Here is a 23315-nt window from a genome sequence, read left to right as displayed (position 1 = left end):
CTTTTTCCACATCATCGGGGTTTCTCTGAGGATAGAATAGCACGCGAAAAGTCCTATAAAGCGGATGTTTGCTGCTTTTTTCAGGTTTTTTTCAGTTTTTTCGATGTTTGCCGTTTTTCGGCTATTACCCCCGCAAGGCGGGGAAAGTGTTGCTCCCTATCAAGCATTCGGAGCACATCCGCTGATGCGGATTCCAGAAACATTACATATCATGCATTGTTCTAAATCTCTGTACACCAATATTACACCTTTTTTCCCAACTTTACAAGCGGATCCTTCAGATTCAGCAAATGACACAAAAACCGCACCGGCTTCCTGTTACAGAAACCGGGGCGGTTCGCTCGCATTATTTGTGCTTTTTCAAGCGCTCACGCAAAACCTTGCGGGGGTTCTTGATCGCAGCCTGGGCGGGTGCCAAAATTACAGGGCGTTCGCAACAGTGATCTGCCGTTTCTTTAACACGCTGTATCACCAAAGAACGGCTTCACTGTACTAAGAGAAACTCCGTTACGCTTTGCTTTTTCCCGTTCATAAGTCACACGGGTAACTTCCTCAATAAAAGCTCGGACTTCCGGCGTTGCTGTTGACCATGTGACATTAAAGCGTCTGCAAATTTGATAAAATGTGCGATAAAATGTCTCTCGCTCTGCATCACGCTGAAAATATTCTTTTGCACTCATCAAACACACCTCATTTCAAGTAAGTTACAAAGATGTTCATTGCCGCCTCACCAGAAAGTTCATAACGCGGTGCTCCGCCAAAACTCGGCAATGGACAAGCTCCATAGTCCCGGACATAATGCTCTGCCAGCTCCGGAACCTTTGCCTCGAACGTGACCGTCCCGCCGCATTCATGGTCAATCGACAGCTTGATTCCGTACGCAATCAACACTCGGCCAATGCCCTGATACTTTTTAGAATGCCCGACAATTGTCGGATTGCTTTCCGGCTGGCTCTCAATGTAGGTAATATGAACCATCACGTCATTTTCCAATATTTCGTATGCAGCCAGCGCAACCAATTCGCCACTACTCGTCTTTAAGGCATACTTTTCAAAGGCATCATCCTGAATATAATCTGACAACCAGCTTGTTTGCCAGACGGGTTCTTTTTCAGTCTGTACCGCATCAGACTTTTTCATGCGCACGATTTTCACACTGATATTCTGACTGCCGTCTGTTTTTATAATAAATGGTACAAACTTTGCCATACAGACCTCTTTTCCTAAATAAAGCATTTTACAGTCTTATTATACTCAGTCACTCTTAAATTTTCAACCAGTCACCGCCTCCGCTTCTTTTCAAATCTTTTGGTGTAAATATGTAAAATAAATATAATCCACAATATAAAAAACGCCCCCGGCTTCCTGTCATGGAAACCGGGGGCGCTGCGGTTTTATGGGAAACGCCTCAGGCGCTGCAAAGCCTCAGTGCAGCAGGGAGCTGACCCATGCCCGGGCGGCCGTCTTGGCCTGGAGCTTATTGTACATCTTCAGGGTGGTGTTGTACACCTTCTGGCTCATGGCATTGCTGGCGTTGGTGGCGGCAGCCTGCTTGGCCTCAAGCGTGTCGGCGGCGGCAACGGCGGCCTTCATATCGGCGTAGTCGGCCATGATCTCCTGCTGGAGCGCGGCGTAGCTGGCCTTGGCTGCAGCCTGATCCTTTGCGGTGACCTGATTGCCATTGCTGCCGTAGGTCAGCAGGTTGGAGAGGGCGTCACGCACGCCGTAGAAGGAGTCGGTCCAGTCGTCCGGGTAGGTGTAGTAGCGGCCCTTGGCATCCTGATACCAGACGCCCTCGGTGGGCTGCTCGTCGGAACGGGTGACCTTATGGACCGAGACCTTGTAGACATCTGCGGTGTCGGTGGTCAGCATCGGATAGTAAGGGACGAAGGCGTTGTACACGTCGTCGTCAAAAGCGGTCCACTCGGTAATGGCGGTGTTCAGATCGCCGGTGGCGCTCACCTGGAACAGATGAGTCTCCACATTGCCCGTCTTGCCGATGGGCTCGGTCTGAAAGAAGTGGATGGAATCCTCCACCGAGAACTTCTTGGTCAGCTGGATGTTGGAGTAGACCGGGACGATGGCACCGTTCTCGCCGACGTTGCTGATGGCAAAGTCGGTCTCGCTGTAGTTGTCCTTCGTAAAGGTGTCGGTGCCGTACAGGTAGTTCAGGCCGGCTGCCATGCGGTCCGATGCGATGTCGCCATTGTAGGAGGCATCCAGGTCGATGACGTTGGCAGCGGCATCGCCCACAAAGGTACCGGCTTTCTGGGCCACGGAGATCAGGTTGGCAGAGGCCACCACATGGTCGGTGTCATCCAGATCGATCTTGCCCATAGCGGCGACGTTGGGCTGCATGAAGACCACGCTGGAGGAGAGCTTCAGGGCAAGGTAGGTGTGGCCCGTCAGGTTCTCCACGAACCAGGTCTCATTCTGGTCGGCAATGAACACGCCGGAGCCGCCGGCTGCACCGGCGTTGTCGTAGATGGAGGTCAGCAGGGCAACACCCTCGCGGGCCGTGGAAGCTTCGCTCAGCAGCACCGTGGTGATCTCGGCTTCCTCAATGCCGTTGTCCACATAGGGGTCTACGCTCAGCACGGCGTCGGTGCCGTAGAGAGACTCGGTGGCAGAGACCATGACGCCCTTCTCGTTGGTGCCAGCCTCCTCATAGGGGGTGTGCTCGTGGGTGCTGTCGCAGTCCGGGCAGACACCCAGACCGTTGTCGTCCCGGCGGGCGGTGTAGCGGTAGCTGTCGTGGGTGAAGGTGTAGGTAAAGCCGTAGCAACCCTCGTACACCTCGCCCGCGGTGTGCTTCCCGGCGGGGCTGATGTTGAACAGCTTGTTGTAATCGTTGGTGCCCAGATCCTCGATCCGGCCAAACATGGTGGTGCCATCCTCGGTGAGGTCGCTGCCGACATAGAGTGCCGTGCAGGCGAAGGCGGAAGGAACCACGGCAAGCGTCATCGCACAAGCGATGAAAGCCGCAGCAATTTTCTTCTTCAAAGACATAATAGTATCGATCCCTCTCTTGTTGATTGTCGGCATTTCGTCGGCAGGTGTTATAATACACCCATTTTAATGAAAATACAAGTATTTTCCCGAAATTTTAGCATATATTCATTTTTATATAGTATATATTCATACTGCGTTTTTCATCTGCCCCTCCGTGAGCGCAAAAAAACGCCCCGGTTTCCTATCACAGAAACCGGGGCGGTCATATACTTTATTGGTGCTTTCTCAAGCCCTCACGCCATTACTTGCGGGGGTTCTTGATCGCAGCCTGGGCGGGTGCCAAAATTACAGGGCATTGGACATCATTCTTCTCCCTCCGGGTACTGCTCAACGCTTCCTTTTGAACTGAGCAGCATCGGCTTGCGATGTCTTTTTATTTCTTCTATTTTCATCACACGGATGGCAAACATCCAATCATCTCCAAAGTCATAATGGAGCGAGAATTTCTGTCCTTCGACCAGCCCCAGTTCATCCAATGCAATATCGGTTCCCTCTGCATCATCCTCGTCAAACAGGTCATCTTCCATCGGATTGAATCGGTAGCAGTCTTCGCTGTACATCTTGTTGTCCATACAAAATTCATACAGATGCTCTGCCGTAAAATCAAATGCACTCAAAATCGCCATGCAGAGCTGATCCAGTGTATCCGTACCACAGATGGTTATCGTTCTGTATACGCTGCGCCCAAGCCCTGCCGGATAAACCTTTAATGTATACTGTGTCCTCATTACGATCCTTCTTTTGATTTTATTTCAATTCGACTTTCTGCATCTGTCCCAAAATTGCGTTCTTCACGCCATCACTCAAATAGGCCTCATTTAGCGTTTTCTTAGTATAATTCAGATAAGTTCCAGCCGTTTTCTCTGTCAGAAGTGCAGTAAAGTAACGTTCCCAGCTGAAATAGTCTTTGCCATCGATGTAGTCAGACGGTGTCTGCAATATCTGTGCAACCTCCGTATCTTTCAGGATTCCAGAAGAAAGTATCAGCCATTCAAAAGATTCTGGCAAATAGAGTGCCAGATTCTCTCTTGTCAGCACCAACTGCAACACCCTATCCATTTCCGGGCCAAAGGCAGCGCCATCTGCAATCACCAGAATCTTTTCATCCTTATGCGCCTTCAAATAGGAAAACACATTTGACTTTCCATTTGCAGTATCACACTGCATTTGATGCTCTGCACAGACCGCATCAAAGAATTGATACCCCGAATTGCTGTCCTCTGTCAAGATCTTCTCCGGTTTAATATTTTCAGTCGTACTATCCGGGTAAATTCGATAGAACGAATGATAGCTCTGTTTCAGTGAGCCATACTTACCAGAGGTTCGGATACCATACACTTCTTCCACACTGTATGGCAAGGCAGACAAACCCTCTCTGGTCACGATGACGTAATAGTTGTCCGTCTGCTGAATCGCACGCGCAAAATCTTTGGTCCTGACAAACTCGTTTCCTTCGTCGATAAAAACAATGCTGTCCTGAATATTGTCAAGTTGTCCCTTCCAAAGATTTCCTTCTACCACGTAGCAACTTTTATCACAATTTAGAGTAACCGGTCCACTCTCTCCATCGTTCATATGGGTACGGATCATATCTACGAGAGTCGTTTTACCCGTTGCGCTATCCCCGCGAATGATGGTTAAGTTGCGGCGCAGTTCAAATTCATATTTCAAGTACTTTGTGCCAACGACCACTTTATGAATGCCTTTCATTTCTGTCAGCCCCTTTACACAAACTCACCTGCGGCCAAAATCAGCTCTTCCATACTGTGAACGATTTGATTCGTATTCAGCACTTTTATTGTAAATGGCTTTTTGCCAAAATCCATCAGGTGACGCAAATTCACCGTGCGATCCTCCTGCTCTGCAATTTTGAGCAGCCACTTTGCACAGTTGTCACCACAAGTCGATGCATTGAACACTTTCTCTGGCTCAAACTTTACCAAAATCAGTGTCTTTACACCACCAGACAAAGCAGTCGGTGGAATTTTGCCTAAGACCGGGCTGTCGATGATACCACTGTCAATCACAGTGGAGCTATCTACATCCTGAATCATTTCCTTGACCATCGGGTCGATGATCCAGCTTTCCTCGTAGTCGTATTTGAAATAAGAAGCCGTATTGTACACCGCTTCCTTCATATCACCGTAAAAGACATTCAGCATAGTATCACCTCATTGATGTGCATACTTCTGCTATCATTGTACCCTCTTTCAGCTTACAAAACAAGATGCAAAAAGCTCTTGGCCTCCATTACAGAAGCCAAGAGCTTTTATCTTCTTTGTCCTACCAGATTTTATTTCCGGGGAGACTTAATTGCAGCCTGGGCGGGTTCCAAAATTGCAGGGCGTTGAAAAGAATAATAGTACGTTTCTATAGGTCAACAAGCGTTTTTATCTTCGCATGAATTCTACTCCAGAAATGTTTCTTGTTCGATTGTGACCCCATATTGCAAAATCTTATCAATTGCATCAACAAACAGCGTATGTCTTCCCGCATTCCGCTCTTCCTTCAGCTTCTTCAGATACTGCTCCGGCCGCTTCAGGCCATTTTTGTGGTACTGTTCCACAAAGCGCCCTTCCATACGCATGGGTTCAAGCTGTGGGAACACCGTTTGCAGGTTTTCAAACATGCAAAAACCGCCCAGATCAATATCTGCCCAGAATCGAATTTGCATGGTTTCCCCTGCCGCAGCAGCCAGTTTTTCAAAAAGTTTTTTCTTCCGCGGGCTCAGAAAGCCGCCGTGATAAACAACAAGTTCTTCCGGCTGTTTTTCCGCCAGCAAATATTCATCATAGTTCGTTTTATTTTCGATAAAGGTAATGCAGCAGATGTTTTTCAGTTCAATGTCCACAATCTCTGACACAAGTGTACTGGGCAAAGCCAATCCATAAGGTTCTGCTGCGCTGAGCTGTAGTTCTCCCTTCTTCAAGCAGATTGCGCAATCGCCCGAGAGTTCGTAAAGCTCCGGGCGGGCATAGATTCCCAGAAATGCAAGCTGATCCCGCTCACCAAGTTCCGCTTCTGTACAGGCCGCCGCCAGTTGGGTATTGTACTTTCGTGCAATGGTAAGAAACAGCTCCCGTACATTTCGCTCAAAATACTTGGTATCGTGAAAACACTGGCTGCTGAATGCACGCATCGTCACACTGCCGGACAGCTCCGCATACCGTTGAAACGTGAGCAAAAGCTCCTGCAGCAGACCGTCGTTTTCCCTGCAATACGTTGGCACTTTCATGCTGTTCCGCACCTGAGCACATACAGCATTCCTCCATGCCGCGATCCATGGAACGGGATTGTCTGCCAGCTTCTGCATGATGATGTTTGCAACCTCTTCTGCCTTTTTTCGCGGATGCACTCTGTCGGCGCATTCATAGCACTGTGCGACCCGTTCCAGATCCAGCACAATGCAGGAGAGAACGCTCTGCTTTCTCGCCCATTCCAGACGCACCAAAGCCTGCTGCTCCAGCTCCCGCGCTGCAATATTGTAAGCATCCCGAACCACCGCATCTTCGTATTGATACTCCGGCAACTCCCTTTTATCAATGCGCAGCATTACCCGACGTCTGGATGTGTTGGGTTCAGAAAGATGCTTACTGTTTTCAAACTTATCCAGCAGACGATTCAGGATCACCTGTGCTTCCTTCATTCTGCATCTCCTTTCCAAATGGAATGATGTGCATCCGGTATCCGGATTTGTCCACTAATAATGTACGGTCTGCAATGGGCATAATGTCCGAGACCTTATCCGGCGGCGTACAGATGATCGCCTGCAGCCCCATCTTTCGGAGAAGGAGTACACTCTCCGTGATCCGGTCACTATCCATTTTATTGAAAGCTTCATCGAACACCACCAGACGCACCGTATTACCAAAACGGGTAGCATCGTTGACGCGGTACAGCTGGGCAAACGAGGCCAGCACCGCAATATAGAATGGCGTTTGTGTTTCACCACCAGACTTCATATTCAGTGTTTGAGAAAGCAGCTGCTTGGAACCGTTCTGATCGGTCGTTTCCAAATCAAACTTCAGATACGTCCGGAAGTCTGTATAGCGGACGATATTCTCCTGCAGTTCGCTCTGTTTGCGGGCATTGAGCTGCGTATCGTCTGCCATTGTGATCTGGCTGAACAGTTTTTCGATCAATGGGCCGTATTTTTGCTGAAAGGGCAGTGCGAATAGACCGGATTCGCCTTCCATCAGTTCATCTGCCATGATCATGTTATAGTAATCCAGATAATCCGGGTTTGGCCCTACACGGAATTGGTACTTGTCTGTGCCAAATTGTGCCTGGCGCAGGGCCTTGTTCAAATTGTGCACCTGTTCTTGCACCTGGTCGATGCTGGATTTCAGTTTGGCAAGGAAATCGTTCTGGAATTGCTCCATTGCGCTTTCCCGTGCCGCCCGAATTTTTTCTTTGTATCGGGGCAGCTCGCTTTCCTGCAGAGTACGCCGTTCTTCCTCGTATTCGGTGTTATCCATCACCTCGATCTGGAATGCACAGGGTTTGAACCGTTCTGCATATTCTCTGCGTGCTGCAAACAGTTTCTTCTGAGCCCCGTCCATCGCCTTTGTGCTCTGCGCCAAACTGTCGCCAAAGTTCTTGCGGATGACATCTGCCTTTTTCAAGCGGACAAGCTCCTGCCGATAGCGGGGAACGCCGATGGTTTCTCGGTATTCCTTCGTGAACTCCTCGTTCAAAACATCTTCGATAGCCTCATACCGTTGGTATTTTTCCGGCAAGATCTCATATTCCAGCTGATGGATGCGGTCTTCCAACTTCCCTTTTTGCACATTTTTCGCATCTTTTTCCTTATTGAATGCAAGGATCTCTTCTTTCAACTGTTCAATGATGCGTCGCTGCTCATCCAACCAGAACAGATTCAACTGGGAAAGCTGATTTTTGACTTCTGCGATTTCCTTGATGATCGTCTGGACGCGCTGGTAGTCCTCCTGCTTTTGCGCCACATCGATTCGGACGAATCTTTGGGTAAAAAGCGGCTCCTGCAGGCCGGTCAGCTGCTTCTGGAGCGGCTGCCAATGCCGCAGCTCTTTCTGCAGACAGGCCAGTTCCTTTTCCAGATGGTCGATGCGGAGCTGCACCGCACGTCGCCCGATGAAGGCGTCTTCCATCCAGCCCTTCCGAAGTGCGCGGGCCACATAGCCCTGATACAGCATTCCCTCTGCCGTAATTGCCGTCTTATAGCAGCGCAACTGTTCTGCCGTGTCGCAGCATATCACCCGACCCAGAAGATAGTCCACATAGCTGCGTGCCAGCTTGTTTTCTGTCTCCACTTTTTCTGCCAGACTGCCGGGCAGCGGTCGAAGTGTTTCTTTTTCCCGCAGTTTTCCGATATCTACCAGACCAAACGCACGGCACTCTGCTTCCTGCTTCAGCCGGTCGTAAATGTTAAGTGCATCCTGATAACATCCCGGCTCCACCAGCAGATAATATTTCTGGTTATTTAGGTAGCCTTCTACCGCTCCACGCCAGCGCTCATCTGCCATTTCCAGCACATCAGCCAGAATATAAACGGGAACCGCATGCCCCGTTTTATCCGCCAGATCCTTTTCCAGCCGGTCTTTGAACAGCAGAAGTCCATGGGGATAATCTTTTATGTTCCTGCGCAGATTTGCAAGCACCGCACTTTTCTGGTCGGCTTGCTTCTTCAGCTCTGCAATACGATCCTCTGTTTTATGAGCCGCACTGCGGACAGCATCCGACAATTCGGCCACTGCCTGCTGCCCCGTTTCAAACAATTCCACAGGCCGGGCAAACAATCCCTTCTCGTCACCAGTAAATACAGCATATGCTTTCTGCGCCGTGTTCGCCGCTTCCTGCACCGGTATGAGAAGTTCTTCCGGTTCCAGTTCTTGTATCTCCCCACAGAATCTCTGCAAATGCCGTGCTTCCCGCTTGATCTCCACTTCAAGATTTTGCAGACCCTGTTCCAGCTTTTTCTGCTCATCTCTCAGAGCCTTTTCCGTGTTGAGCAGACGCTCTTCCTCCTGGAAAACGTTGCTCTGCCTGTAGGCCAGCTCCAGCTCACTGCGGCGCGTTTCTTTCTGTTCGATCTGCCGCTCAAGCTCCTCCCGTTGCTCATTCACATTTGCAAGGTTCTCCTTGCATTCAGTTCGTTCCAATTCCCTCTGGTCGATCTCTGTCTGCGCAGCTTCTTTTTCGGCCCACCGTACCAGAAACTTCTGGATCTGGCAGCGGTCTATGGCTTGGTTCATCTCCTGATACAGCCTGCTGATTTGCTGCAGCGCATCCAGCTTTTCCTGCTGACGCTGCGCCAGCAATTCGTGCCGTTTATAATCCCGGATGTTTTGCTGCATCAGCTCAATATTGGGTTTATCCGGAATATCGCAGATGTTTTCCGTGATGAATTTTTGGATATCCACAATTGGCCGGAACGAAACAGCCTTCTTCATCATCCGTAAGACCTGCTCGTTGTGGACGTTCCACTTTGCAAGCATGTTGCGGCGATACTCTTTTTGGGTATCGTAAAATTCTGCCCGTGCATAGTTCTGCTTCAAAAAACGGCGAAGTGCAGAAATCTCCATTGCCTCGCCCTGCTCAATAAAGCAATTTTCCGGCAGTGTCCCCGTGTAAATAAAGAATGTATCACGGTAACTTCCATCGCTGCGGCAGTCAAAGGTAACGCCCGTCACAAAGCTGCTGCCCTCCATCTCATCCTGAAATTCGCAGACAATATAGGTAGAAAAGTCCTTACCACGGCGGGAATACGGGCTGTTATCATCCATGTCGGCGCGCAGATAGCCTTCCAATGTGCGCTGCGATTTTTCGTTGGCTGCCTGATTGAAATTGCGGGAATTTGTCTCGCCCAGCAGCACGATCTGCAGTGCATCGATGACCGTTGACTTTCCGGCGCCGTTCTTGCCGGTCAGGAAATTGATGTCGCCCACTTCAATCAGTTCCTTACTGAAATAGAGCCAGTTGATCAGCAGGATCTTCTTCAGCTTCTTCATCTGTTTCCTCCTTTTTCAAAACAGACACCACCAAGTTCAGCTTTTCGCTGGAGACCGCAGAAAGAATGGTTGGCAATATTGCGATCCTGCAGCTGCCCTGGTTGAATTTTCCTTCCAGTCTTTGAATCACAGAATGGTTTTCCAGTACCGTAAACGCACGTTTGACCTCTTCCATATTCGGCTTAGCCGGAAAAACTGGATAGTCGGTCACCACTTTTTCCAGCACATCCCGCACAGTACATACGGCATCCTGCTCCAAACCCAAACGCTCCATATTTTCTTCGTAGATCAGCCGTAATGCCAGCAAAATCGCCGTTTCTTTTTTATTGAGGTTGCAACGGTTAGCCTCGTCTGTGTTCAACACATAAAAGTATCCGTTCAGTTCATCCCTGCGCAAATCCCAGTCCAGCAGACTCAGGTACTCCTGTACAGCCTCATAGTGCCGTGATAGAAAAAGATAGTCTGGGTTATCCACCCTGCCTTTTCCCGGCTGGTAGATGGTTCGCACAATGTATGTGCGGCTGAGCAGCTGATTGCAGACAGATTTGAATTGTTCCAGTTCTTTTGCCGTTGCATTGGTAACAAAATCAAAATTCACGGCTTCTTCTCCTTCCTCCGGATCTGCATTTTCGGGATCGAATAGCCATTTTTGCAAAAAATGCCATCGAGTTCCTGGACCACATAACCGGCAGATGTATCCTTGCTTCCAAGGATTGCCAGCAAACTCATGATATAATCCTTGTCCTCTTCAAGCGAGAGCTCCTCCGAGCAACGAATGTCAGCGTCTCCCAGCCATCCCTGCACGTAAGCATTTACTGCTGCCCGGCCATATTTCGATTGCAGTAACTGTGCCGCTCTGACCTGTTCTTCCGTATTCGGTGCCTGATCATCTTGTATCAGCACCGACGCGGTTTTTGTCCGTTTTTCGGGACGCTTACGGTACCACAGACTTTTTTCTGACAAAAAAGACTGCTCATACAATTGAAATGCCGGTCGTATCTGGTCCACCAGCTCAGATGCCCTGCGGTTTCTGGACAGTGCCGTCAGCAAAACATTCAAATTGCCGCGCACGCTTTGATCTCGGTTCGTCAGGTTCTCGATTTTCTGTGTTGCTGCCCTGGTATAGCGCCGGACCTGCGTATCAATTTCTTCAAGATAGTCCTTCTCTAAATTGTCATAGCGTTCTTCGATCCAGAAAATTTTCCTCAGCAGATCGGCACGGCAGTCTTCCAATGTCTTGCCCCGCTTATCACGCAATGCTTCATTTGCCATCGTCATCAGCAGCGCGTCATCTTCTTCCCACCGTCTCAGTATAGATTGAATTGGGACACGATACTTCGGCACTGAGTCTTTGATTTTCAGCGGACGGATGTATGCCTCCACAACTTTTTGTCCGAAGTCATTGAAGTGTGCAGCCAGCACCTGGTTGACATCCTGCATATCGATCTGCATCTGAAAGTAATGCTTTACGTTATGATAGACCATTTGCAACAAACTAATCAGTGCCGTTGTGTTATCGTAGGCACTGTAAAGCGCCGTCATTTTTTCGTAAGCATTGTCGCTATCGTCAGCGACCTTTAATGCAGAGAACGTTCCGAACACATAGGAATATCCACGAGCCGGGCTATCATCGCGGAGTTGGTGGAATAATTCCAGCAAGCGGCTGCTGTAATTAGGAATCGTGATATACTCTTCAAAATCATCCCCACGTTCCTTCTCAAACCACCCCTTACTACACAGCTTGCGGATCAAAAAACGGGCGCGGCCAGAGATATCCCTCAGTTCCTCTTCGTCAATGTCTTCATCTTCAAACGTAGCATCCGCCAGTTCCTGCTCCAGCCTGCCGCGCAGCATTGAATACAAGACATCTTCCCGTATTTTCAAGTTTTCTTGGTATGCTGCGTACAGTACGTCCAGTGCATCCGCATATAAAATACGGTTGGGCGAAGCCAGCGGCGAGAAAAGTTCACTGGGAACCACTTCGAAAAACTTCATAGGCCTACCACCTTATTCGACTGATATACGCTTTCTTTTCTATTATTGTAACCTCTTTCCGCTTACAAAACAAGATGCAAAAAGCTCTTGGCCTCCATTACAGAAGCCAAGAGCTTTTATCTTCTTTACCCTACCAGATTTTATTTCCGGGGAGACTTAATCGCAACCTGAGCGGGTGCTAAAATTACAGGGCGTTCGGAACAGTGTTCTGCCGTTTCTTTAACACGCTGTATCTCCAAAGAACGGCTTCACTGTACTAAGAGAAACTCCGTTACGCTTTGCTTTTTCCTGTTCATAAGTCACACGGGTAACTTCCTCAATAAAAGCTCGGACTTCCGGCGTTGCTGTTGACCATGTGACATTAAAGCGTCTGCAAATTTGATAAAATGTGCGATAAAATGTCTCTCGCTCTGCATCACGCTGAAAATATTCTTTTGCACTCATCAAACACACCTCATTTCAAGTAAGTTACAAAGATGTTCATTGCCGCCTCACCAGAAAGTTCATAACGCGGTGCTCCGCCAAAACTCGGCAATGGACAAGCTCCATAGTCCCGGACATAATGCTCTGCCAGCTCCGGAACCTTTGCCTCGAACGTGACCGTCCCGCCGCATTCATGGTCAATCGACAGCTTGATTCCGTACGCAATCAACACTCGGCCAATGCCCTGATACTTTTTAGAATGCCCGACAATTGTCGGATTGCTTTCCGGCTGGCTCTCAATGTAGGTAATATGAACCATCACGTCATTTTCCAATATTTCGTATGCAGCCAGCGCAACCAATTCGCCACTACTCGTCTTTAAGGCATACTTTTCAAAGGCATCATCCTGAATATAATCTGACAACCAGCTTGTTTGCCAGACGGGTTCTTTTTCAGTCTGTACCGCATCAGACTTTTTCATGCGCACGATTTTCACACTGATATTCTGACTGCCGTCTGTTTTTATAATAAATGGTACAAACTTTGCCATACAGACCTCTTTTCCCAAATAAAGCATTTTACAGTCTTATTATACTCAGTCGCTCTTAAATTTTCAACCAGTCACCGCCTCCGCTTCTTTTTAAATCTTTCTGTGTAAATATGTAAAATAAATATAATCCACGATATAAAAACCGCCCCGATCTCCTGTTACGGAAACCGGGGCGGTCATATACTTTATTGGTGCTTTCTCAAGCCCTCACGCAATTACTTGCGGGGGTTTTTAATAGCAGCCTGCGCAGCAGCCAGACGTGCAATGGGCACACGGAAGGGAGAGCAGCTGACGTAGTCCAAACCGACGTTGTGGCAGAACTCCACGCTCGTGGGATCGCCGCCGTGCTCACCGCAGATGCCCAGGCCCAGATCGGGACGGGTCTCACGGCCGTCGTGGGCAGCCATCTTGACCAGCTTGCCCACGCCGATCTGATCCAGGTGCTGGAACGGATCGCTCTCGTAGATCTTGTTCTCGTAGTAAGCGCCCAGGAACTTGGCAGCGTCATCACGGCTGAAGCCGAAGGTCATCTGGGTCAGGTCGTTGGTGCCGAAGCTGAAGAACTCAGCCTCCTTGGCGATCTCGCCGGCAGTCAGAGCTGCACGGGGGATCTCGATCATGGTACCGACCTGATACTTCATGTCAACGCCAACAGCAGCGATCAGCTCATCAGCAACCTTGACCACAACGTCCTTGACGAACTTCAGCTCCTTGACCTCGCCGACCAGCGGGATCATGATGTGCGGGGTGATCATGCAGCCGGTCTCAGCAGAGACATTCAGGGCAGCCTTGATCACAGCGCGGGTCTGCATTGCTGCGATCTCAGGATAGGTGACAGCCAGACGGCAGCCACGGTGACCCATCATGGGGTTGAACTCGTGCAGAGAAGCCACGACGTTCTTCAGGTCATCGAAGGTCATGCCCATATCGGCAGCCAGCTCCTTGATGTCCTCGTCCTTGGTGGGCAGGAACTCGTGCAGAGGGGGATCCAGGTAGCGGATGGTCATCGGGCGCTCACCCATGATGCGGTACATGGCCTCGAAGTCACCCTGCTGGAACGGCTCGACCTTAGCTAGAGCAGCTTCGCGCTCTTCCACGGTACGTGCGCAGATCATCTCACGGACAGCCTTGATGCGGTCCTCAGCGAAGAACATGTGCTCGGTACGGCACAGGCCGATGCCCTCAGCACCCAGGTCAACGGCCTGCTGTGCGTCGCGGGGGTTATCAGCGTTGGTCATAACCAGCAGCTGGCGGGCAGCATCGGCCCAGCCCATGAAGCGGTTGAAGTTCTTGTTGCCGGTAGCGGCCACGGTTGCGACCTGCTCGCCGTAGATGTTGCCGGTGGAGCCATCGATGGAGATCCAGTCGCCCTCAACGAACTTGTGGCCGTTGATCTCGAAGGTCTTGGCCTCCTCATCGATCTTGACCTCGTTGTCGTTGCCGCAGCCGGAGACACAGCAAGTACCCATACCACGGGCAACAACGGCTGCGTGGCTGGTCATGCCGCCGCGGACGGTCAGGATGCCCTGAGACACCTGCATGCCCACGATGTCCTCGGGAGAAGTCTCCAGACGGACCAGAACGACCTTCTTCATCTTGCCGGACTTGACCATCTCCTCTGCTTCCTCAGCAGTAAAGACGATCTGGCCGCAGGCGGAACCGGGAGAAGCTGCCAGGCCCTTGCCGACGACTTCGGCAGCCTTCAGGGCAGCGGCATCGAACTGGGGATGCAGCAGGGTATCCAGCTGCTTGGGCTCCACGCGCAGAACAGCCTCCTGCTCGGTGATCATGCCCTCGTCCACCAGGTCGCATGCGATCTGCAGAGCGGCCTGTGCGGTACGCTTGCCGTTACGGGTCTGCAGCATGTACAGGTGGCCGTCCTCAATGGTGAACTCCATATCCTGCATATCGCGGAAGTAGTTCTCCAGACGGGTTGCGATCTCAACGAACTGATCGTACACCTCAGGCATCTGATCCTTCAGGTGGCTGATGGGAGAAGGAGTGCGCACGCCTGCGACGACGTCCTCGCCCTGTGCATTGATCAGGTACTCGCCCATCAGCTTCTTTGCGCCGGTGGCGGGGTCACGGGTGAAGGCAACGCCGGTGCCGGAACGGTCGCCGGAGTTGCCGAATGCCATCTGCTGCACGTTGACAGCGGTGCCCCACTCGTAGGGGATCTCGTTCATCTTGCGGTAAACGTTTGCACGGGGGTTGTCCCAGCTGCGGAACACAGCCTTGACAGCCTCGATCAGCTGATCACGGGGATCCTGGGGGAACGGCTTGCCCTCGTTCTCCTCGTAGATCTTCTTGAAGATGCCGACCAGTTCCTTCAGGTCGTCAGCAGTCAGGTCAACGTCGTTCTTAACGCCCTTGGCTTCCTTCATCTTGTCGATTTCGACCTCGAACAGGCTCTTCGGAACCATCATAACAACGTCTGCAAACATCTGCACGAAACGGCGGTAGCAGTCGTATGCGAAGCGGGCGTTGCCGGTCTTCTTTGCCAGACCCTCAACAGCCTCGTCGTTCAGGCCCAGGTTCAGGATGGTATCCATCATGCCGGGCATGGACTGACGGGCACCGGAACGGACAGAGACCAGCAGGGGGTTGGTGTTATCGCCAAACTTCTTGCCGGTGATCTCTTCCAGACCCTTGAGATGCTCGAAGATGTCAGCGGTGATATCGTCATTGATCTGACGGCCGTCTGCATAGTACTGGGTGCAGGCATCCGTGGTGATGGTGAAGCCCTGGGGAACCGGCATACCGGCAGCAGTCATCTCTGCCAGACCGGCACCCTTGCCGCCCAGAGTATTCTTCATGGTGACCTTGTCGCCGCCGAAGGCATCGTTGCCCTCGCTGAAGTAGTACAGATACTTTTTGCTCATGCGTGTTTACCTCCCATTTGGTGACCCCCGGTGCCACGCCCGGCGGTCTCATCGCACTTTTTTCTCAAAGCTGATGAACATTGTCTTGTGAATGCTAAACTATTATACCAGAAAATTCCCACGTTGCCACCGGGCAAAACACCGAATTTGTTTGATAAATTTTGTGCAATTCCCTTGAAATTTACTCAATTTTCCGCTATTATAAAATGGGAGAAAGTTCGAGAGGTTTTTTGTTTTGCAGAGCTATTTTTCCGTGTCTTGGATACATGCTGTTATCCATTAAAATTTCCGGTGGAATTCCACCTGCGGAACGGGCCGGAATTTCTCCCTCATGGATACAACAAAATACCACACCTTCCCAAGGAGGGACACTATTTATGGAAACCATTTCCAACGAAGCTCTGGCCGCAGCACGCGCCAAACTGGACGCTGCCGAAAGCCGGCGCGAGAACATCCTGCTTTTTCACATCGCCAACGGCGTGAACATTGAGAGCCGTACCGTCCAGATCGACGATGGCGTTGTCATCGCCCCGGGAGCCACCATTCTGGCGGGCACCATCCTGCGCGGCAAGACGGTCATCGGCGCAGGATGCGTCATCGGCCCCAACAGCCTGATCGAGGACAGCACCGTGGACGAGGGCACCACCGTCAACGCCAGCCAGGTCTACGGCAGCCATCTGGGTCCCCACAACAACATCGGCCCCTTCACCCATGTGCGGGTGAACACTGTCACCGACTACGGCGTGCATCTGGGTGCCTATGTGGAGACCAAGAACTCCAACTTTGCCCGGGGCAACACCGTGAGCCACCTGACCTACATCGGCGATAGTGACGTGGGCAAGTACTGCAACTTCGGCTGCGGCACCGTCACCTGCAACTACGACGGCAAGGATAAGTTCCGCACCCAGATCGGCGATTACTGCTTCATTGGCTGCAACACCAACCTTGTAGCCCCGGTCAAGGTAGGCGACGGTGCCTACACCGCCGCCGGCAGCACCATCACCAAGGATGTGCCCGCCCAGGCGCTGGGCATCGCCCGCGACCGCCAGACCAATCTTGAGGGCTGGGCCGCCCCCAAGATGGAGGCCTATATCGCCAAAAAGCAGAAGCTGGAGGAGGAGCAGAACAAGTAACGCTCTGCCGGAAGGGAGCTACGTATGAAGTCTGAAAGTTTTCGCAAGCAGGCACTGTGCCTTGTCCTTTTCTTCGCGGCTGTTGCCGCCGTGTTCGCCCTGACCCGCCTGCGCAGCGACCCCGCCAAAAAGCAGGCGGAGTTCGTGGTGCAGCAGCTGCTCTCCTGTTCCTCTGCCGTGGAGCAGGCCGTGGACGCCGCTGCGCCCTCCGGCAGTGAACCGGGGCTTGCTGCTGTGGACACCGATGGGCTGTACGCCTTCCTTCAGGCGCAGCTGGGCGATGCCATGACTGCCGATTGCCTGAACAAAATCATGGCGAACCGTCTGCCCACCCGCATCACCGCGCTGGCAGGGCAGTCCGGCGACAAGCTGGTGCCCAGCGACCTCACCCTGAAAAAGCGCGCCGGGGCAGAAAACTGCTACGATTTTTCCGCCGCCCTGCTGACCGCTACGGACAGCACCGCCGCCGCGCAGGTATCCGGCACCATCACCATGGTGAAGGAGGAGGGCCGCTGGAAGGCCTCTGCCATCACGCTGAACCTGTAATAAACCCTTTTGCCCCTGTGCCCTGCGGCACGGGGGCATTTTTTGCTTATAATGTATATCTTTTTGCGCGCGCGTATGTTATACTTAGATGTTGTATCACACTATTATCAGGAAAAGGTATGATCCTATCATGAATGAAAACGATATCTGGCTCATTGCAGGGCTTGGCAACCCGGAAGCAAAATACGAGGGCACCCGCCACAACGCGGGCTTTGCCGCGCTGGACTCTCTGGCGGGCAAATGGGGCATCAGCGTCAGCAAAACCAAGTTTCAGGGCCTGTGGGGCCAGGGCGAGGTGGACGGCCACAAGGTGGTGCTGCTGAAACCCCTGACCTACATGAACCTCTCCGGCGATTCCATCGCCCCGCTGGCGGGCTTTTTCAAGATCCCTGCTGACCACGTCATCGTCCTGTGCGACGATATCACCCAGGCCCCCGGCAAGCTGCGCATCCGGCCCTCCGGCTCAGCAGGCGGGCACAACGGCCTGAAGAGCATCATTGCCCGGCTGGGCGGGGAGAACTTCCCCCGCATCCGCATCGGCGTGGGTGCTAAGCCCCGCCCGGACTATGACCTTGCCGATTGGGTGCTGGGCAAGTTCCCGCCCGAGGATGCCAAAGCCATGGCCGACCGCTACCCCGACCTGGAGGCAGCGGCCAAGCTCATCATGGACGGTAAGCTGGGGCTGGCGCAGAGCAAGTATAATGGGTAAGCGGAACGAACCCTCTCAGTCGCCTGACGGCGACAGCTCCCCCGAGGGGGGAGCTTTTCCGCATCACCCCATAAACTTTCCCTTAAACGATAAACAAAATCTCTTTGTCAAAAGCTCCCCCTTTCGGGGGAGCTGGCATCGCGCCAGCGATGACTGAGAGGGTTTTGAGAAAGGAGGTTTTCCCATGTACGAAGCCTTACTCAAGGCCACACCGGAATATCAGAAGATCGCGGAGAGCCTGCACACCCCGGGCCCGGCGGCGCTGTTCGGCCTGCCGCCTGCGGGCCGTGCCCTGCTGTATGCCGCTTTGCAGAAGGATCTGGGACGGCTGGTCTGCATCGTGACCCCCGGCGAGGCCGAGGCCACCCACTTTGCGGACGACCTCAAGGCGCTGGGCCTGACCGCGGCGGTGTTCCCACCCCGGGACTTCATGCTGCGGCCAGTGGAGGGCGCGGGCCGCGAATACGAGTACCGCCGCCTGTCGGTGCTGGGCGCGCTGGCGGGCGGGCGGCTGAACGCCGTCTGCGTGCCCGCCGAGGCGCTGCTGCAATACACGGTGCCCCGGGATGAGTTCCTGCGGAACACTCTCACCCTCAAGCCCGGCATGGTCTACAATCGGGAAGCGCTGGTGGCGCGGCTCTTTGCCGCCGGGTACGTCCGGCGCAGTCAGGTGGACGGCCCGGGCCAGTTCAGCGTGCGCGGCGATATCGTGGACATCTACGCGCCGGACATGCACCAGCCCGCCCGTGTGGAATACTGGGACGATGAGATCGATTCGCTGGCCTCCTTCGACCTGCTGACCCAGCGCCGGGACGGCAGCCTGGAAAAGATCTACCTTTCCCCCGCCCGCGAGGTGCTGTTCGGCAGCACCGCCGAGACGGCTGAGGCCCTGCGCGAAGCCATCAAAAAGGCGCGGGGCAAAAAACGCACCGCCATGGAAAAGGCCACAGAGGCCGACCTTGCCCAGCTGGATTCCGGCCTGATGCCCGAAGCCATGGACAAGTATTATGGCATCCGCTACCCGCAGCCCGCCACCCTGCTGGACCATCTGGACAGCCCCATCTTTGTGCTGGACGAGGTGGGCGGCATCCGGGATGCCCAGAAGGCCACCGAGTACCGCCGGGGCGAGGAGCTGACCGGCCTGCTGGAGGAGGGTGTGCTCTGCCCCGGGCTGGACGTGCTCTACCAGACCATGGACGACCTTGCCATTGCGGCCCAGAAACAGAGCACCCTGCTGTGTGAGAACTTCCTGCGGGGGATGAACGAATTCAAGCTGAAGGACCTCATCAACGTGGAGGCCTTTGCGGCCCCCAACTGGGGCGGCGACCTGGCCTCTCTGCGGGAGGATCTTGACCCGCTGATCGCCCAGGGCTATGCCGTTACCCTCTTCTCCGGCACCCCCAAGGGTGCCGCCGCCCTGACCCGGGATCTGACGGACAAGGGCTACTCCGTGAGCATGAGCCGGGACGTGCGCCCGGCCAAGGGCATCGTGCAGGTGCTGCCCGGCCACCTGACTGCAGGCTGCACCTTCCCCTTTGCCCACGCGGCGGTCATCTCCTCCCGGCGGCACGGGCTGGATGAAGAAGCCGCCGCCGAGAGCAAAAAGCGCAAAAAGAACAAAAACGCTCTGTCCAGCCTTTCGGACATCAAGCCCGGAGACTATGTGGTGCACCAGAGCCACGGCATCGGCATGTACGCGGGCATCCAGCGGCTGGAAGTACAGGGTGCCATCAAGGACTACCTGAAGATCCAGTATTCCGGCTCCGATGTGCTCTATGTGCCGGTGACCCAGCTGGACCTGCTCAGCCGCTACACCGCCCCCGGCGACGAGGAAAAGGTGAAGCTGGCCAAGCTGGGCGGCACCGAATGGCAGCGCACCCGCGCCAAGGTGAAAAAAGCCACCGAAGAGATGGCCCAGGAGCTCATTGAGCTGTACGCCCGGCGCAGGCAGGCACAGGGATACGCCTTCCCGCCCGACGGCGACTGGCAGAACGATTTTGAGACCCGCTTTGAGTACGACGAGACCGACGACCAGCTCCACGCCACCGCCGAGATCAAGCAGGACATGGAAAAGCCCTACCCGATGGACCGCCTGCTCTGCGGCGACGTGGGCGTGGGCAAGACCGAAGTTGCCCTGCGCGCGGCCTTCAAGTGCGTAATGGGCGGCAAGCAGTGCGCCCTTCTGGCCCCCACCACCCTGCTGGCCTGGCAGCACTACAACACCCTGCTCTCCCGGATGGAGGTCTTCCCGGTCAAGGTGGGGATGCTCTCCCGTTTCCGCACCGCGAAACAGCAAAAGGAGACCCTGCGGGGCCTGCAGTCCGGCAGCGTGGACATTGTGGTGGGCACCCACCGCCTGCTCTCCAAGGATGTGCGCTTCCACGACCTGGGCCTTGTCATCATCGATGAGGAGCAGCGGTTCGGCGTGAAGCACAAGGAGAAGCTGAAGGAAAACTTCATCGGCGTGGATATGCTGACTCTCTCGGCCACGCCCATCCCCCGCACCCTGAACATGGCCATGAGCGGCATCCGCGACCTGTCCACCATCGAGCAGCCGCCCATTGAGCGCCAGCCCGTGGAGACCTTTGTGCTGGAGTACAACGATGTCATCCTTGCCGAAGCCATGAAGAAGGAGCTGGCCCGGGGCGGTCAGGTGTACTACCTGCACAACCGGGTGGACAACATCGAGTCCACCGCCGCCCATGTCAGCCAGCTGGTTCCCGGTGCCCGGGTGGGCATTGCCCACGGCAAGATGACCGAGGAGGAGCTGAACCCGGTCTGGCAGCATCTGCTCAACGGCGAGATCGACATTCTGGTCTGCACCACCCTGATCGAAACGGGCATCGATGTGCGCAACTGCAACACCCTTATCATTGAGGATGCCGACCGGATGGGCCTTGCCCAGCTGTACCAGATCCGGGGCCGGGTGGGCCGCTCCGGCCGCAAGGCCTATGCCTACTTCACCTTCCGGCGGGACAAGACCCTGACCGACATCGCCCAGAAGCGGCTTTCCGCCATCCGGGAGTTCACGGCCTTCGGCTCCGGCTTCCGCATCGCCATGCGCGATCTCCAGATCCGCGGCGCAGGCAGTCTGCTGGGCCACAGCCAGCACGGCCACATGGAGGCCGTGGGCTACGACCTCTATGTAAAGATGCTGGGGCAGGCCATCGCCCGGGCCAAGGGCGAGCCTGTGCAGCGCGACAAGAGCGAGTGCCTGATCGACCTGCGGGTGGATGCCTACATCCCCGAAACGTACATTGCCGACGGGCCGGGCCGCATTGAAGCCTACAAGCGGATCGCCGCCATCCAGACCCCCGAGGATGCCGCCGATGTGCTGGACGAGCTCATCGACCGCTACGGCGACCCGCCGCCCTCGGTCAGCGATCTGGTCAATGTCTCGCTGGCGCGGGTGCAGGCCACCGCCGTGGGCGTGTACGAGGTGACCCAGAAGAAGGACACTCTGGTGCTGCAGGTAGAGCAGCTGGACCTCCGGATGATCCAGGGCCTGCTGGTGGCCTTCAACGGCCGCGTTGTCACCGGGGCCGGTGCAAAGCCCTACCTCTCCGTCACCCTGCAAAAAGAGGAAAAGCCGCTGGAGCTGCTGCAGAGCATCCTCCGGGCGATGCAGGATATTTTGAAAGATTAACGGCCTCACCCTCTCAGTCAAAGCCAATAGGCTTTGCCAGCTCCCCCAAAGGGGGAGCCTCTGGCGGCTCCCCAAGACCTTGCGGGGAATTGCCAAAGCCTCTCCCCTTGGGAGAGGTGGCAGCGCGCTTGCGCTGACGGAGAGGGCGGGCGATCCGAACGACAGGAGCATAACAATGAAAAAGAAACTGATCGCACTTCTTGCCGCCGTGGCAATGGTATTTTCCCTTGCCGCCTGCGGCTCCACCCCGGATTCGGTGGGCACCATCGGCACGGTGGACATCACCTCGGGCCTGTATCTGCTGGCCCAGTACGACGCTTACCAGAAGGCCGCCGATCTGGCCACCTCGGAGCAGGATGCCACCGATGTGAAGGCCTTCCTGAAGCAGACCATCACCGTGGATGCCGACAGCGGCGAGACCGCCACCGTCAGCGACTATGTGAGCCAGAAAACCATGGAGAACCTTGAGACCTACGCCGCCATCGAGACCCGCTTTGAGGAGCTGGGCGGCCAGCTGACCGCAGAAGAGGAAGCACAGGCCGACAGCTACGCCTCCCAGCTGATGGAGCAGTACGGCGACACCTACAAGGCCAACGGCATCGGCCTGAACACCGTCCAGCGGTTTGAGCGCATCCTCATCAAGAGCAGCGACCTGCTGGAGCTGGTCTACGGCGTGGACGGCGAGACCCCGTTGTCGGATGCCGACCTGACCAGCCATCTGGAGAACAACATGTATGAGCTGGCCTATTACACCATCCCGCTCTACAACACCAGCACCTATGCCTCTGCCGATGACGACCAGATCACCCAGATGCTGGCCCTGACCCAGGCTGCTGTGGACCAGACCAACGCCGCCGCTGCCGCCGACAGCAGCGCCCTGCTGGGCTACTTCTCCAGCGTGGTCACCTCCGCCCTGCCGGAGGTCTACGCCGTGCTGGGCTCCACCTATTCCTCCGATTCCAATGCACCTTCTCTGGAGCTCATCGGGGACAGCACCGTGACCTCTGCCTTTACTGCAGAGGGTGCCGCCGACACCATCCGGGGCCTGTCCATCGGGCAGGCAGCGGCTGTGAAGTACAACAGCTACGCCCTGATGGCCGCCCTGCGGCTCGACCCGCTGAGCCTGAAGGCGCTGGACGACCTGCGCGGACAGGTGCTCAACGATATGAAGGGGGAGGAGCTCTCCGAGGCGCTGACCGCCTACGGCGCTTCTCTGGAGCACAATCTGAGCAGCTCCGCCATGAACAGGATGCCCGCTTCCAAGATCGTAAACAGCAGCACCAACTAAGTTTTTATTGATATGCAAAAAGGCTGTTGCCTAAACTCCTTCCGTCATCGCTGACGCGATGCCACCTCCCTCTGAGAGGGAGGCTTTCACAGTTCACCGTTACGCCAAGGCTCCCTCCGAGAGGGAGCTGGCACGGCGAAGC

18 protein-coding genes are annotated in these 23315 nt (G+C 54.3%); 5 read left to right on the top strand and 13 right to left on the bottom strand.

Features of this window, described 5'->3' with window-relative positions; translation table 11 throughout:
• Positions 1–455 precede the first annotated feature (455 nt).
• From J3351_RS08365 to ppdK, 13 genes are all read right to left on the bottom strand, one after another.
• Positions 456–680 (bottom strand): hypothetical protein, encoded by a 225-nt coding sequence (locus J3351_RS08365; RefSeq protein ID WP_143405634.1) that lies wholly within the window; start codon positions 678–680, stop codon positions 456–458.
• A 10-nt stretch (positions 681–690) separates the two neighbouring features.
• Positions 691–1209 carry a hypothetical protein gene (locus J3351_RS08360; RefSeq protein WP_156070430.1) on the bottom strand — a complete coding sequence of 173 codons (519 nt, stop codon included), beginning with the start codon at positions 1207–1209 and terminating at the stop codon, positions 691–693.
• A gap of 216 nt (positions 1210–1425) precedes the next feature.
• Positions 1426–3009 (bottom strand): C69 family dipeptidase, encoded by a 1584-nt coding sequence (locus tag J3351_RS08355; protein WP_242699357.1) that lies wholly within the window; start codon positions 3007–3009, stop codon positions 1426–1428.
• Positions 3010–3314: 305 nt separating this feature from the next.
• A complete protein-coding gene (locus J3351_RS08350; protein WP_097772946.1) occupies positions 3315–3740 on the bottom strand; it encodes a hypothetical protein in 426 nt (141 codons plus the stop codon).
• Between the two features lie 19 nt (positions 3741–3759).
• Complete coding sequence (locus J3351_RS08345) at positions 3760–4722, bottom strand: translation initiation factor 2 (protein ID WP_097772947.1); 963 nt, start codon at positions 4720–4722, stop codon at positions 3760–3762.
• Between the two features lie 14 nt (positions 4723–4736).
• Entirely contained in the window at positions 4737–5174 is a 438-nt protein-coding gene (locus J3351_RS08340; RefSeq protein ID WP_207697511.1) for a DUF4869 domain-containing protein, read from the bottom strand.
• A 245-nt stretch (positions 5175–5419) separates the two neighbouring features.
• Positions 5420–6658: a Wadjet anti-phage system protein JetD domain-containing protein gene (locus J3351_RS08335; RefSeq protein WP_097770212.1), complete on the bottom strand. Its 1239-nt coding sequence runs from the start codon at positions 6656–6658 to the stop codon at positions 5420–5422.
• The gene (locus J3351_RS08330) at positions 6618–10001 is read right to left on the bottom strand and encodes an ATP-binding protein (RefSeq protein ID WP_207697510.1); all 3384 of its coding nucleotides are present in this window, start codon (positions 9999–10001) and stop codon (positions 6618–6620) included. Before J3351_RS08330 ends, J3351_RS08335 begins: the two co-directional genes overlap by 41 nt.
• The gene (locus J3351_RS08325; protein WP_005920847.1) at positions 9952–10599 is read right to left on the bottom strand and encodes a DUF4194 domain-containing protein; all 648 of its coding nucleotides are present in this window, start codon (positions 10597–10599) and stop codon (positions 9952–9954) included. Before J3351_RS08325 ends, J3351_RS08330 begins: the two co-directional genes overlap by 50 nt.
• The gene (locus J3351_RS08320; protein ID WP_097770214.1) at positions 10596–11996 is read right to left on the bottom strand and encodes a Wadjet anti-phage system protein JetA family protein; all 1401 of its coding nucleotides are present in this window, start codon (positions 11994–11996) and stop codon (positions 10596–10598) included. Before J3351_RS08320 ends, J3351_RS08325 begins: the two co-directional genes overlap by 4 nt.
• Before the next feature lie 219 nt (positions 11997–12215).
• Positions 12216–12440, bottom strand: a complete 225-nt coding sequence (locus tag J3351_RS08315) for a hypothetical protein (protein WP_128118643.1) — start codon at positions 12438–12440, stop codon at positions 12216–12218.
• A 10-nt stretch (positions 12441–12450) separates the two neighbouring features.
• Entirely contained in the window at positions 12451–12969 is a 519-nt protein-coding gene (locus J3351_RS08310; RefSeq protein ID WP_156070430.1) for a hypothetical protein, read from the bottom strand.
• A gap of 215 nt (positions 12970–13184) precedes the next feature.
• Complete coding sequence (gene ppdK / locus J3351_RS08305; RefSeq protein ID WP_207697509.1) at positions 13185–15851, bottom strand: pyruvate, phosphate dikinase; 2667 nt, start codon at positions 15849–15851, stop codon at positions 13185–13187.
• A gap of 377 nt (positions 15852–16228) precedes the next feature.
• Between ppdK and J3351_RS08300 the strand changes: the two genes are divergently transcribed.
• The 5 genes from J3351_RS08300 (at position 16229) to J3351_RS08280 (ending at position 23173) form a co-directional block, all read left to right on the top strand.
• The gene (locus J3351_RS08300) at positions 16229–16984 is read left to right on the top strand and encodes a UDP-N-acetylglucosamine diphosphorylase (RefSeq protein WP_186851609.1); all 756 of its coding nucleotides are present in this window, start codon (positions 16229–16231) and stop codon (positions 16982–16984) included.
• Between the two features lie 24 nt (positions 16985–17008).
• Positions 17009–17530, top strand: a complete 522-nt coding sequence (locus tag J3351_RS08295) for a hypothetical protein (RefSeq protein ID WP_097786471.1) — start codon at positions 17009–17011, stop codon at positions 17528–17530.
• A gap of 130 nt (positions 17531–17660) precedes the next feature.
• Entirely contained in the window at positions 17661–18239 is a 579-nt protein-coding gene (gene pth / locus J3351_RS08290; RefSeq protein WP_207697508.1) for an aminoacyl-tRNA hydrolase, read from the top strand.
• 184 nt (positions 18240–18423) lie between these two features.
• Complete coding sequence (mfd, locus tag J3351_RS08285; RefSeq protein ID WP_207697507.1) at positions 18424–21885, top strand: transcription-repair coupling factor; 3462 nt, start codon at positions 18424–18426, stop codon at positions 21883–21885.
• Between the two features lie 175 nt (positions 21886–22060).
• A complete protein-coding gene (locus J3351_RS08280) occupies positions 22061–23173 on the top strand; it encodes a foldase (RefSeq protein WP_207697506.1) in 1113 nt (370 codons plus the stop codon).
• Positions 23174–23315 lie beyond the last annotated feature (142 nt).

The organism is Faecalibacterium sp. Marseille-Q0746, from assembly GCF_017377595.1.
GTDB lineage: Bacteria > Bacillota > Clostridia > Oscillospirales > Ruminococcaceae > Faecalibacterium > Faecalibacterium duncaniae.
The sequence above is the reverse complement of the archived record's forward strand: the minus strand, read 5'-3'. Positions and strand labels throughout refer to the sequence as shown.